Source organism: Streptomyces sp. NPDC127106 (assembly GCF_042677605.1).
Classification (GTDB): Bacteria; Actinomycetota; Actinomycetes; order Streptomycetales; family Streptomycetaceae; genus Streptomyces.
Genome location: NZ_JBHXTC010000028.1, coordinates 15,475 through 27,474 on the forward strand (window position 1 = coordinate 15,475; position 12,000 = coordinate 27,474).

Consider the following 12,000-nt stretch of genomic DNA (forward strand, 5'->3'; position numbering starts at 1 on the left):
CGGGACCGACCGAGGAGAACCGGTGGCCGCACCCCTGACCCGCGCGGAGAAGGCCCGCCGCACCCGGCAGCGGATGCTCGACGCCGCCGCCCGACTGTTCGCCGAGAAGGGCTGGACGGGGACGACCGTGGAGGACATCGCCCGCACCGCGGAAGTCGGCGTGCAGACCGTCTACTTCACGTTCGGCAGCAAGCGGGCGCTGCTCAAGGAGCTGCTGGACACGGCCGTCGCCGGTGACGCGGACCCGGTCGCCACCCTCGACCGCCCCTGGGCCCGCGAGGTCCTCGACGAGGCCGACCCTGCCACCCAGCTCGCCCTCCAAGCCGCGGGCGCCCGGCACATCCTGGAGCGGGCCGCACGGGTCCTGGAGGTCGTCCGGGGAGCCGCGACCGCCGATCCGGAACTCGCCGAACTGTGGCGGCTCAACCACGACCAGCGCCACGCCGTCCAACTCCGCTTCGCGCAGGCGCTGCACGCGAAGGCCGGCGGGGCCCTGCGGCACGGGCTCGACGTCACGGCGGCGGCCGACGTCGCGCTGACCGTGCTCGGCCCGGAAACCTACGACCTGCTCGTCACCCGGCGCGGCTGGACCCCCGCCCGCTGGGAGGAGTGGGCCGCGGACGCCCTCGTACGCCAGCTCCTGCCCTGACCCGCACCCGGCCGCTACGGTGGCGGGATGGAACAGCGGATCAGCCTGATCACCCTGGGCGTGGCGGACCTCGCCCGCGCCAAGCGCTTCTACACCGCCCTCGGTTGGCGCGGCACCGAGGTCCAGGAGACGGTCTTCCACCAGGCGGGCGGTCTGGCCCTGGTGCTGTGGGACCGCGGGAAACTGGCCGCCGACTGCGGTCTTCCCGACTCCCCGCCGGCCGGCTTCGGCGGTATCGCCCTCGCCCACAACGTGCGTACGGATGCCGAAGTCGATGCCGTCCTCGATGCCGCCGCCCGGGCCGGTGGTACGGTCACCCGACCCGCCGCCGTCAACGCGATCGGCTTCTACTCGGGCGTCTTCACCGACCCCGACGGCCATGCCTGGGAGATCGCCCACAATCCCGGCTTCACCCTCGCCGAGGACGGCTCCCTGATCCTGCCCGACTTCGACGTCTGAAGCGTGCTGCAGAAGGGGCAACCCCTCCGCCACGTACCGCAGGGCGCTCCCCGGCGGCCGAGACCGATACCCCTGCACCTGCCGCGAGTTCCGAATCGGCAGGTTTGCCCGGCTCGTTCCTGAGTCGACCCTTCGGGCTTCCTTAAGGGAACCTGAAGAACCCCTCCAGAACGGTTTTTCCGCTGGTCACCGCCCTAGGCTCGGGAGGAGTTCCACTCCCCCTGCTCTAGTGAGGTGTTACCGGCATGAGCCGCAGCCGAACCACCGGAACCCCGTCCCGCGTCGAGGCCCGGCGGAGGAAGACGGCGCGTACCCGCATCGTGCTGTCTGTCACCGCGGCGGCCGCGGCGGTGGCGGTCGGGGTCGCCGTGGCCGACTCCGACGGTGACTCCCGCGTGGACCAGCGGGCCGGCGGGGCCGCCGGCAAGACGTCCGCGGCGGCCACCGCCGGCGGGTCGGCGACCGCCACCCCGACCACCGCCGCCCCCACCGCCGAGGCCTCGGCCTCGGCGAGCCCGAGCCCGTCCGGGTCGCCCGAGGCCGGTGCCTCGGCATCCGCCACCCCCTCCGGCCCCGCGGGCGAGGAGAGCACGGCAGCCAAGTCGGCGCCGAACCAGGGCGGCAAGCCCGCCGGCAAGCCCGCTTCGGGCTCGGGCGGCGGCTCCGGAGGTTCGGGCGGATCCGGCGGATCGGGGGGATCCGGTGGGTCCGGCGGGTCCGGGAGCTCCGGCGGCACCGTGAACGCCGACGCCGAGTCCGCCGTCCTCGCCATCGTCAACAAGGAGCGGTCCGCCGCCGGTTGCGGCCCCCTGAGCACGAACGCCAAGCTGAGCACCGCCGCACGGGGGTACAGCGACACCATGGCCCGCGCCGGCGTCATGTCGCACACCGGACCGGACGGGTCCACCATGACCAGCCGGGTGGAGGCCGCCGGCTACAAGTGGTCCAACCTGGGCGAGAACATAGCCCGCGGCCAGGCCGACGCCGACGCGGTCATGAAGGCGTGGATGAACAGCCCCGGCCACCGGGCCAACATACTCAACTGCGCCTTCAAGGAGATCGGCATAGGCGTCCACAAGGGCGACGGCGGCCCGTGGTGGACGCAGAACTTCGGCGCCCCGAGGTAACGGACGCCCCGAACCGCCTGAACCGCCTGAACCGCCCAAGAGGTCGTCGGCGGGCAGCCAAGGCCCCGAACGCCACCCCCTCCCCCCTGATCCACCCCCCACACCCCCTCCGCCACGTCCTCCGGCCCCTCCGGGTCCGGGGGACGTCGGCGTTGGCCGGCTCCGCAGGGCGTGGAGGGCTCCCCCGCGCGCTTCGGGGGGAGCCGGTGACGGGCCGGCCGGCACGTCGGCCAGTATGGGGCCGTGCCCCGTCTTCCGCGTTACCTGCTCATATGGCTGTCGTGCACGGCCGCCAGCGTGACCGCCGTGCTCGCCACGGTCCAGTTCGTGGTCGGCACGACCCGGCATACGCCCCCGGTCGCACGGTCCGCTCCGACGGTCATCGAGACCCCGCCGGCATGGCAGGCGGGACAGGAGCCTTCGCCGGGGGCGCCCTCCCCGAGCGCGTCCGCGAGCCCCTCACCCTCGGCGACGCAGCGGCCCTCCCCCTCGGCCGCGAGCGCCACCCCCGCCAAGGCCGCGCCCGGAACCCCCCGGGCCACCGCACCCAAGTCGGACGTCGACTGCGAGGACGGCGGAGTGGGCCTGCACACCGTCCCCTCGCAGGGCGGCAAGGCGACCGTGCGGTACGGAAGCCGGGGCGTGTGCCTGATCTCCGCGATCCCCAGCCGTGGTTTCAAGGCGACCACCTCGCAGACCGCGGACGACACCCTCACGGTCACGTTCACCAGCGACAACCACCGCTCGGTCATCACGGCGACGATCGACCCGGGCCCGCGGGCCAGCGTCCGCGAAACATCGTTCTGAAACCATTTCGCACCGCTCGCCCGCCCCGTCCCCTTTCACGCGGTTCACGCCGTGTGCGCGGTCGTGGGCCGGGCTCCGGCGAAGCGGAAGGTGAGCTGTTCCTTAGGGCAAGCTGAAGATCCCGCCGAGACGGTTCCGGCGGCCCCGAGGGGTCCTATGCTCGCGTCAGCCGAGCGGCCCTCGGCGCCGGGGCGCGACTCCCCGGCGGACCGTACGGGCCGCCGTTCCACCGAGCGGGGGGCGTCTCGGCCCGTCCCGCAGTCCGAACCGTGCCTTGGGGTGTCTTCGCCATGAGTTCCCGCATGCTCCGACCCGTCCGCGCCGACCGCCGTACGACACCGTCCCGCTCCGCCGCGCCCCTGGGGATGCGCCTGCCGCTGGCCGCGGCGGCCGTGGTCGCGGTGGGGCTGACCGCGGCCTGCGGGCCGTCCTCCCAGCCCGTAGGATCCGCGGCGCCCTCCGCCGCCCGCGCGTCCGCGGAGGCCCTCCCCTCCGCGTCGGAGACCGCCGGCGCGTCCACCGGGGCGTCCCCGTCCGCCTCGCCGTCCGCTTCCGCCTCCGCCTCCGCATCCGCCTCTGCGTCCGCCACGTCCTCGCAGGCCGGGGCAGGGTCCGCCGCGCCGGCCCGGACGTCGGCCAAGCCGACGGCCCGTTCGTCGGCCGCGCCCGCTCCGGCGGCGGTCCCCGGCCCGGGCTACGACGGTTCGGCGGACGCCCAGAAGCAGATCGACGCGGCGCTGCGCGCGGCCAAGGCCGACGGGCGGATGGTGCTGCTCGACTTCGGCGCGAACTGGTGCGGCAACTGCAAGGCCGCCGACAAGGTGTTCGCCCAGTCGCAGACCGCGGCGATCCTCGGGGCCTCGTACCACATGGTCAAGGTGGACATCGGCGGCAACAGCTCCGCCAACTCCGCGCTCCTGCGCAAGTACAGCCCCTCGGGCGGCACCTACAAGATGCCCGTGCTGGTCGTCGTCTCCCCGTCCGGCACGGTGCGCACCGACACCCACGTCACGGGCAACCCGTCCCTGACCTCGGAGGGCATCAACGCGTTCCTCCGCCAGTGGGCGTCGTGAGACGAGCGGTACGGGCCACGGCGGCCGGCCTCGCCGTCGCGGCCGGCTGCTTCCTCGCCGGCGTCCTGACGGACGGCGGGGACGGCGGGGACGGCGCCGGCACGCCGGACGGCGGGCGGGCCGGCTCGGTCCGGACGGCGGACCGGGCGGCGGTCGTCGACCCCGCCGCCCGGCAGAACGCGCCCGTCCTGGCCGGTGAGGACCTGGACGGCAAGCACGTCGGCCTCGACGGGTTGCGCGGCCACGTCGTCGTCCTCAACGTGTGGGGGTCCTGGTGCGGCCCCTGCCGGGCGGAAGCCGACGACCTGGAGCGGCTCAGCCGACAGACCCGGGCCGACGGGGTCCGGTTCCTCGGGATCAACACCCGGGACCGGGACCGGGCCGCGGCCAGGTCCTTCGTACGGGCCCACGACGTGACCTTCCCCAGCCTCCACGACCCCGAGGGCGAGCTGCTGCTCCGCTTCCCGCCCGCGCTGCTCAACCCGCAGGCCGTCCCCTCGACCCTGGTGATCGACCGGCGCGGGCGCATCGCCGCCGCGATCGGGGGCGCCGTGACGGACGAGCAGCTGCGGCCGCTGCTCGCGCGCCTGGTGGAGGAACCGTCATGACACCGGTCGCGCACGGCATGCTCGCCGCAGCCTCAGTTCCAGTTTCAGCCGCCGCGGACGCCCCCGCCCTCGTCAGCGGAACCCTCCTGATCGCAGCCCCCGTGGCGCTCGTCGCGGGGCTCGTCTCCTTCCTCTCCCCCTGCGTCCTGCCCCTCGTACCGGGCTACCTCAGCTATGTGACCAGCCTGTCGGTCGCCGACCTGGCGGACCCGCGCAGCGGACACCGCAGCCGCATGGCCGCCGGCGCGCTGCTGTTCGTCCTCGGCTTCACGGCGGTCCTGGTCTCCGGCGGTGCCCTGTTCGGCCATGCCGGCCGCAGCCTGCTGGCCCACCAGGAGGCGGTCACCCAGGCGCTCGGCGTCTTCACCGTGCTCATGGGGCTGGCCTTCATGGGATTCCTCCCGGGCCTGACCCAACGGGAGCTGCGCAGCCACCGGCGTCCCGCGCTGGGACTCGCCGGGGCGCCCCTGCTGGGGGCGGTGTTCGCGGTCGGCTGGACCCCCTGCATCGGCCCGACGCTGGCCGCCGTGCAGGCGCTCGCCTGGTCCGAGGCGAGCGCGGCCCGCGGGGCCCTGCTGATGGCCGCGTACTGTCTGGGGCTGGGCCTGCCGTTCGTCGTGGCCGCGCTGGCGTTCCGGCGGGCGCTGGGCGCGTTCGGGCTGGTCAAGCGCCACTACCCGTGGGTCCTGCGGACCGGCGGAAGCATGCTCGTGCTCGTCGGCGTCCTGCTGGCGACCGGTGTGTGGAACGACCTGGTGTACGGGCTGCAGTTGTGGAGCGCGGACTTCACCACGGCCCTGTAGAGCCGCTGTTCGCAGCGTACGCCCCCCGGCTGCCGGCCCCCGCCCACCGCCGGCCCGAGAACCGAATCTGATCCCGTGACACGTGACACAGAGGCACACATGAACGTTTCCCCGCAGACCCGACATGCCCGGAAGGCCCGTCTCGCGGTCGCCCTCCTGTCCCTGACCGCCCTCACGGCGTGCGGCGAGCAGCCCGCGGCGAACTCCGGCGCACCTGCATCGGTGTCGGCCCCCTCACCCGCATCCGCATCCGCGTCGGCGTCCGCAGCCACGACGAGCTTCAGCGAGAAGGGCGTCACCGTCACCCTCTCGGTGTCCGGCTGGCAGGCCTCGAAGGGCACCCTCACCGCGGTCTTCACGCCCGAGGAGAAGGGTTTCCACCTCTACAGCACCGACCTGCCGGCCGACGGCATCGAGGGCGTGGGCCGCCCGACCGCCATGTCCGTCACCGGGGCCCTCGAGGCGGAGGGCACGCTGACGGCCGCCGCGAAGGTGCGGTCGATCAGGGTGCCCGGTGTCGGCGCCCCGGTCCCCGTCTACCCGGACGGCCCGGTCACCACCACCCTGCCCGTCCGCGCCGACGGGAACGGAGAGGCGACGGTCCTGCTCGGCTACGCGAGCTGCAGCGAACGCGACGGCTGCACCATCCCGGTCTCCGACCGCCCCGTCCGCCTGCGCATCACCGCAGACGGCCCGGTGTTCGATGCCCGCTAGGGTGTGCGGAACCCCCGTCCGCCGAGCCCCTAAGGTGTCCCCATGCCCAGCGTCCTGGTCGTGGAAGACGACCCCAGCATCCGCCAGTCACTGATCGAGGTCCTGGCGGAGCACGGGTTCGCCGTGCGCAGCGCGGCCGACGGCTTCGGCGCGCTGCGCGAGGTCACCCAGACGCCCGTCGACGCGGTGGTCCTCGACCTGGGACTGCCCGATCTGGACGGAGGAGATGCCCTGCGCATGATCCGTGGCATCTCCTCCGTGCCCGTGCTGGTCGCCACCGCCCGCGACGACGAGCGGGAAATCATCAGCCTCCTCAACGCGGGCGCCGATGACTACCTGGTCAAGCCCTTCTCCGGGGGCCAGCTCATCGCCCGTTTGTCCGCCGTCCTGCGGCGCACCGGCCAGGTTCCCGCCGCCGGTCCCGCGGCGGCGGGTGCGTCGGTGGCGGCAGCGGCTCCGGATCCGCTGCGGGCCACCACGGTCGGCGAGCTGACGGTGGACCCGGGCGCGCGCACGGCGTACCTGGCGGGCCGGGAGCTCCGCCTCACCCGGCGGGAGTTCGACCTGCTGGCGTTCCTCGCCCACCACGCCGGCCAGGTCGTCTCCAAGCGCCGGCTGCTGACCGAGGTTTGGCGGGAGCCGTACGTGGACGACCAGACCGTCGACGTGCACCTGTCGTCCCTGCGCCGCAAGCTCGGGGAACGCGCGGCGGCCCCGCGCTACCTGCTGACCGTACGCGGTGTGGGCATCAAGCTGGTGGCTCCGCGGTGAGACGCTCGCTGGCCGGAGTGGCGCTCGCCGTGACCTCCATGGTCGCGCTGTCCTTCCTCATACCGCTGGCCGCCCTGGTGATGTCGCTGGTCAAGGAGCAGGGCGTGACCGCGGCCGAGCAGCGCGCCGCGGCCCTGGCGCCCGTGCTCACGCTGACCACGGACCCGTCCGCGCTGCGGGAGTCCGCGGCGAGCCTCGACGCGGCCGAGCACCTGGTCGTCCACCTGCCGGATTCCGGCCCGCTCGGCCGCTCGAAGGCCCCGTCAGCGCTGCTCGAACGGGCGCAGAAGGGGCGGGAGTCCATCTCCCGGGAGATCCCGGGCGGCTGGATCTGCCTGCAGCCGGTGGTGCTCCCCGGCGACCGGGTCGCCGTCATCGAGAACTTCGTCCCCGAGGAGGAGCTGACCCGCGGGGTGATGGAGTCGTGGGCGGTCATGTGCTTCCTCGCCGTCGGGCTGATCGGTGGTTCGGTGCTGGTCGCCGACCGGCTCGGCGCGAAGGTCGTACGGTCCTCGAAGCGGCTCGCGCAGGCCTCGCGCGCCCTCGGCGAGGGCGATCTGGACACCCGCGTGGACCCCATGGGCCCCAGGGAACTGCGGGACGCGGGCGTCGCGTTCAATGCGATGGCCCACCGGATGACCGAGCTGCTGGCCGTCGAACGCGAATTGGTCGCCGACCTGTCCCACCGGCTGCGCACCCCGCTGACCGCCCTGCACCTGGCGTCGGAGCGCATGGCCGGCACCCCGGAGTCGGCGAGGGTCGAGGCCGCGGTCGGCGCACTGGAGGCGGAGCTCCGGGCCATCATCGCCGCGGCGCGCACCCCGCTCGCCGTGGGCCCCATGGGCCAGGGCATGCTCGGTGCGGAAGCCCCCGCGGGCCGGCCGGTCTCCGGTGCGCCGGAGGGGTCCGGGCCCCGCTGCGAGGTCGCCGACGTCGTCCGCCGCCGCACCGCGTTCTGGGCGGTCCTGGCCGAGCAGCAGGACCGGTCCTGCTCCGTCGAGCTGACCCCGGAGGCCACGGCCGTCAGCCTCTCGGACGACGACATCGCCGCCGTGGTGGACGCACTGATCGGCAACATCTTCCGTCACACCGGGCCCGGGACCCCGTTCGGCGTCCACGTCGTCCGCACGGCCCAGGCCGTGGAGCTGGTCGTGGAGGACGGCGGACCGGGCATCCCCGAACCGGAGCGGGCGCTCTCCCGCGGGAGCAGCACCGGGTCCACGGGGCTGGGCCTGGACATCGCGCAGCGGGCCTCGACCGCCACGGGCGGGTCGATGCGCATCGGCCGCAGCCCCCTGGGCGGGGCGCACATCACGGTGGCCTTCGCGCTGGCCGCGCCCACCCTGTCCGGGCGCAGGTCCCGTATCTCCCGCCGCCGCCCCGCCCGGCTGCGCCCCCGGTAGACGGGGGCGGCCGGTGCGCGGGCCGCGGCCGGTGCGCGGGCGGCAGCCGGTGCGCGGGGGCGGCCGGTCCGCTGCGGGCTCAGTCGACGAGCACGCCGGGGTTGAGGATGCCGCGCGGGTCGAGCGCGCCCTTCGCGGCGCGCAGCGCGAGGGCGAAGGGGTCGGGGCGCTGGCGGTCGTAGTGGGGGCGGTGGTCCCGGCCGACGGCGTGGTGGTGGGTGACGGTGGCCCGGTGGCGGTGCAGGACCTCGCTCGCGACGGCCTTCAGCTCGTCCCAGACCGCGGCTTCCTCCCCGGGGCGCCCGGCGGCGAGGACGGTGAAGTAGGGCGCCGCACCATCGGGATACACGTGGGTCAGCCGGCAGTTGACGGTCGCGGGGTGCCCGGTGGCCTTGAGGGCCGCCGCCCCGACCTCGGAGCGCACCGCTTCGATCAGGCCGGGGATCCGGTCCCAGGTGGCCGCGGTCTCGAAGGTCTCCGCGACGGCGCCCATCCTGGCCAGCCCGTCCCGCAGGTACGGCATCCGCAGGAAGGCCGAGCGCCAGGCGCTCACGGCGGCGTCGGCCGGGGCGTCCTGCGCGGCGGGGGCCGTACCGCTCCGGCCGCCGTGGGCGCGGGCCAGGTCGACGGCCTGCGCGAGCCGGGCGGCGACGGGTGCGTCCGCCGATTCGAAGCCCAGGACGAGGACGGCGGACCCGTCCTGGGCGGCGCCGGCGAGCCCGGCCTCACCGGCGTCCAGCAGGCGGCAGTTGGCGGGGGTTAGGTCGGCCTGTGCGACGGTCCGCACCGCCCGGAGCGCGTCACGGAAGTCGGCGAAGGCCACGGAGGCGGACGCCTTGTGGACGGGGCGCCGCTGGAGGCGGACCCAGGCCTCGGTGATGACGCCGAGGGCCCCTTCCGAACCGAGGAACAGGCGGTCCGGAGAAGGTCCCGCGCCGGAGGCCGGCAGCCGCCACGAGGCGCTGGTCCCGGCCGGGGTGACGACGTTCATGGACTGGACGAAGTCGTCGATGTGGGTGCGGCCGATCGCGTAGTGGCCGCCGGCCCGGGTGGCGAGCCAGCCCCCGAGCGTGGAGAACTCGAAGCTCTGCGGGAAGTGCCGCAGCGTCAGCCCGTGGGGCCGCAACTGGTCCTCGAGGCTCGGCCCGAGCGTCCCGGCCTGGATGCGTGCGGCCCGGCCGGCAGTGTCGACCTCCAGGACGCGGCCCATGGCGGTCAGGTCGAGGCAGAGCACGGCGCGGTGGGCGTCGCCCCGGTACTCCACGCCGCCGGTCACGGAGGACCCCCCGCCGTACGGGACGACGGCGGTCCCCCGTTCCCCGGCCCAGTCCAGCAGATCGGCCACCTCCCGGTCGTCCGTCGGGCGGGCGACGAGGTCCGGTATCCGGCCGGGCTGCCCGCGCAGGGCGCGTACGACGTCGCGGTAGGCCTTGCCCATCGCGTGCGCGGCACGGTCACCGGGGTCGGTGCTGACCAGGTGCGCGAGGCTCGGCGGGGCCTCGACGGCCGGGCTGCCGATGCGGAGGTCGCGCACGCGCGGGACGCGCAGGGGACGGGCGAGGGTGCCGGGGAGGAGGGAACCCATCGCGATGCATTCGGCGTCGCCGGGGTGCGCGTCGGCCCAGCCCCACCCCCACCAACAGCGGGTGCGGGGCGTCGGCTGCGTGGTGGTGCCCGTGGTGCCGTCCATGGATGCACTCCAAGGGTCGCGGGGAGCGGGGAAGAGTGAATTTACCGAGCGGTAAATTACTTACTGATAATATTGGTTGCATGGCAACCCCGTCCTCGAAAGCCGGCACCAAGGGAGTCCCGCGCGAACAGCGCCGGCAGCAGATCCTGGCCGCCGCCACGGAGGAGTTCGGCACCCACGGCTACGCGGGGGCCTCGCTGGCCTCGATCGCGGCACGGGTCGGCGTCACCAAGACGCTGCTGCACCAGTACTTCGGCACCAAGGAGGACCTGTACCTCGCCTGCCTGGCCCCCGTCGGGGACCGGCTCCTGGGCGTCGTCCGGGACGCGATGGACGCGGGCGGGACGGGGTCGGGAACGACGCCGCCCACACCCCTGCGGGTGCTCAACGGGATCTTCACGGCCCTGGAGGGGCAGCGGGAGGCGTGGTTCGTCCTCTACGACCGCTCCCTGCCCGCGGGCGGCGAGGCCGCCCGGCGCGCGGCGGACTTCCGGGCGCCCATCGACCGGCTCGCCGCCGAGGGCACGGCCGACGTGCTGCGCACGGCCGGATCCACCGACCCGCTGGACGCCGACGCGCTCGCGTACGTCTGGCGGGACCTGGTCTCCACCCTCGTCCGCTGGTGGGTGAAACATCCCGAAGAGTCCCCCGAGGCCATGACGCAGCGCTGCGCCCGCCTCTTCGCGGCCGCCGCAGCCCTCACCACCGGTTCAAGTGCCGTTCACGCGGGGCTCGTTGAGGATCCCTAACCTCCCCGTGTCCACCCCCCGACCGGAAGGAATCCGGTGTCCTCCACCGCCTCCGCCCGCCGAGCGGCTCTCCCCGCCGCCATCCTGGCCGCTCTGCTCATACCCTCGTCACCGGCCCACGCGGCCGGCGCCTCCGTCACCGCGACCGTCGAGACCGCGCCGGTCTCGCACAGCGGGGACGCCGCCGACGACCCGGCGATCTGGGTCCACCCGACCGACCCCGCCAAGTCCGTGGTCATCGGCACGGACAAGAAGGGCGCGCTGGAGGTCTACGACATGACCGGCGCGCGCATCCAGCGGATCACCGGCGACTACGGCAACAACGTCGACCTGCGCGGCAACGTCGTCGTCTCGGCGGACGACGAGGCCGCCGGCGGCAACGGAGCCATGCACGTCTACCGCATCGACCCCGGCACCCGGAAGCTGACCCGGCTGGGGGACGTCCCCACCGAGGTCACCGCCCACGGCATCTGCCTGTACTCCTCGCCGGTCTCGGGCAAGCTGTACGCCTTCCCCAACTCCACCTCCGGCCGCGTCGAGCAGTGGGAGCTGGCCGTCAGCGGGAACTCCGTGACCGCCACCTCGGTCCGCCTGTGGGACGCGGGCTCCGCCGTCGAGGGCTGCTACGCCGACGACACCACCGGCAAGCTCTACCTCGGCGAGGAGGACGTCGGCGTCTGGATCTACGGCGCCGAGCCGACCGCCGGCACCGGCCGCACCAAGCTCGACTCCACCGGTTCCGGCGGCCACATCACCGCGGACACCGAGGGCATCACGGCCGCCGGGAACCGGCTCTTCGTCTCCTCCCAGGGCAGCAACGACTTCACGGTCTACGACCGCACCACCCACGCCTACCTGGGCCGGTTCGCCGTCACGAACGGCACCGCAGCCGACGACTGCGAGGACACCGACGGCATCGACGCCACCGCCGCCGACCTCGGCCCGGCCTTCCCGCAGGGCGTCTTCGTCTGCCAGGACGGCTCCAACGGCTCTCCCGGCACGAGCGGCAACCAGAACTTCAAGTTCGTCCCGCTGCAACGCATCACGGCGAACTTCGGCTGACCGCCCCGGGGGGGGGGGGCCCCCGCGGCGGGCCCCCCCCCCCCCCCCCCCCCCCCCCCCCCCCCCCCCCCCCCCCCCCCCCCCC

13 protein-coding genes are annotated in these 12,000 nt (G+C 74.4%); 12 read left to right on the forward strand and 1 reads right to left on the reverse strand.

Annotated features, from left to right (window positions below; all coding sequences use genetic code 11):
* Positions 1-22: 22 nt before the first annotated feature.
* The 10 genes from ACFVGY_RS22510 to ACFVGY_RS22555 all read left to right on the forward strand — a co-directional run bounded on the left by ACFVGY_RS22510 (position 23) and on the right by ACFVGY_RS22555 (position 8,414).
* Positions 23-649, forward strand: a complete 627-nt coding sequence (locus ACFVGY_RS22510; RefSeq protein WP_385680062.1) for a TetR/AcrR family transcriptional regulator — start codon at positions 23-25, stop codon at positions 647-649.
* 27 nt (positions 650-676) lie between these two features.
* Entirely contained in the window at positions 677-1,108 is a 432-nt protein-coding gene (locus ACFVGY_RS22515) for a VOC family protein (RefSeq protein ID WP_385680064.1), read from the forward strand.
* A gap of 245 nt (positions 1,109-1,353) precedes the next feature.
* A complete protein-coding gene (locus ACFVGY_RS22520) occupies positions 1,354-2,235 on the forward strand; it encodes a CAP domain-containing protein (RefSeq protein ID WP_385680066.1) in 882 nt (293 codons plus the stop codon).
* Positions 2,236-2,478: 243 nt separating this feature from the next.
* Positions 2,479-3,042, forward strand: a complete 564-nt coding sequence (locus ACFVGY_RS22525) for a hypothetical protein (protein WP_385680068.1) — start codon at positions 2,479-2,481, stop codon at positions 3,040-3,042.
* A gap of 302 nt (positions 3,043-3,344) precedes the next feature.
* The gene (locus tag ACFVGY_RS22530) at positions 3,345-4,115 is read left to right on the forward strand and encodes a thioredoxin family protein (protein ID WP_385680070.1); all 771 of its coding nucleotides are present in this window, start codon (positions 3,345-3,347) and stop codon (positions 4,113-4,115) included.
* On the forward strand, positions 4,112-4,723 hold the full coding sequence (locus ACFVGY_RS22535) for a TlpA family protein disulfide reductase (RefSeq protein WP_385680071.1): 612 nt from the start codon (positions 4,112-4,114) through the stop codon (positions 4,721-4,723). The genes ACFVGY_RS22530 and ACFVGY_RS22535 overlap by 4 nt, the downstream gene beginning before the upstream one ends.
* Positions 4,720-5,526 carry a cytochrome c biogenesis CcdA family protein gene (locus ACFVGY_RS22540; RefSeq protein ID WP_385680073.1) on the forward strand — a complete coding sequence of 269 codons (807 nt, stop codon included), beginning with the start codon at positions 4,720-4,722 and terminating at the stop codon, positions 5,524-5,526. The genes ACFVGY_RS22535 and ACFVGY_RS22540 overlap by 4 nt, the downstream gene beginning before the upstream one ends.
* A 99-nt stretch (positions 5,527-5,625) precedes the next feature.
* Positions 5,626-6,240, forward strand: a complete 615-nt coding sequence (locus ACFVGY_RS22545) for a hypothetical protein (protein WP_385680074.1) — start codon at positions 5,626-5,628, stop codon at positions 6,238-6,240.
* Between the two features lie 42 nt (positions 6,241-6,282).
* On the forward strand, positions 6,283-7,011 hold the full coding sequence (locus ACFVGY_RS22550; protein WP_385680076.1) for a response regulator transcription factor: 729 nt from the start codon (positions 6,283-6,285) through the stop codon (positions 7,009-7,011).
* Positions 7,008-8,414, forward strand: a complete 1,407-nt coding sequence (locus ACFVGY_RS22555) for an ATP-binding protein (RefSeq protein WP_385680078.1) — start codon at positions 7,008-7,010, stop codon at positions 8,412-8,414. The genes ACFVGY_RS22550 and ACFVGY_RS22555 overlap by 4 nt, the downstream gene beginning before the upstream one ends.
* A 79-nt stretch (positions 8,415-8,493) precedes the next feature.
* Here ACFVGY_RS22555 and ACFVGY_RS22560 read toward each other — a convergent pair whose 3' ends face one another.
* Positions 8,494-10,104, reverse strand: coding sequence for an FAD-binding oxidoreductase (locus tag ACFVGY_RS22560; RefSeq protein ID WP_385680079.1), 1,611 nt, complete (start codon positions 10,102-10,104; stop codon positions 8,494-8,496).
* An 80-nt stretch (positions 10,105-10,184) separates the two neighbouring features.
* Here ACFVGY_RS22560 and ACFVGY_RS22565 point away from each other — a divergent pair, with 80 nt between their 5' ends.
* Positions 10,185-10,853 (forward strand): TetR/AcrR family transcriptional regulator, encoded by a 669-nt coding sequence (locus ACFVGY_RS22565; protein WP_385680081.1) that lies wholly within the window; start codon positions 10,185-10,187, stop codon positions 10,851-10,853.
* Between the two features lie 36 nt (positions 10,854-10,889).
* Positions 10,890-11,915, forward strand: a complete 1,026-nt coding sequence (locus ACFVGY_RS22570) for a phytase (RefSeq protein WP_385680083.1) — start codon at positions 10,890-10,892, stop codon at positions 11,913-11,915.
* Positions 11,916-12,000 lie beyond the last annotated feature (85 nt).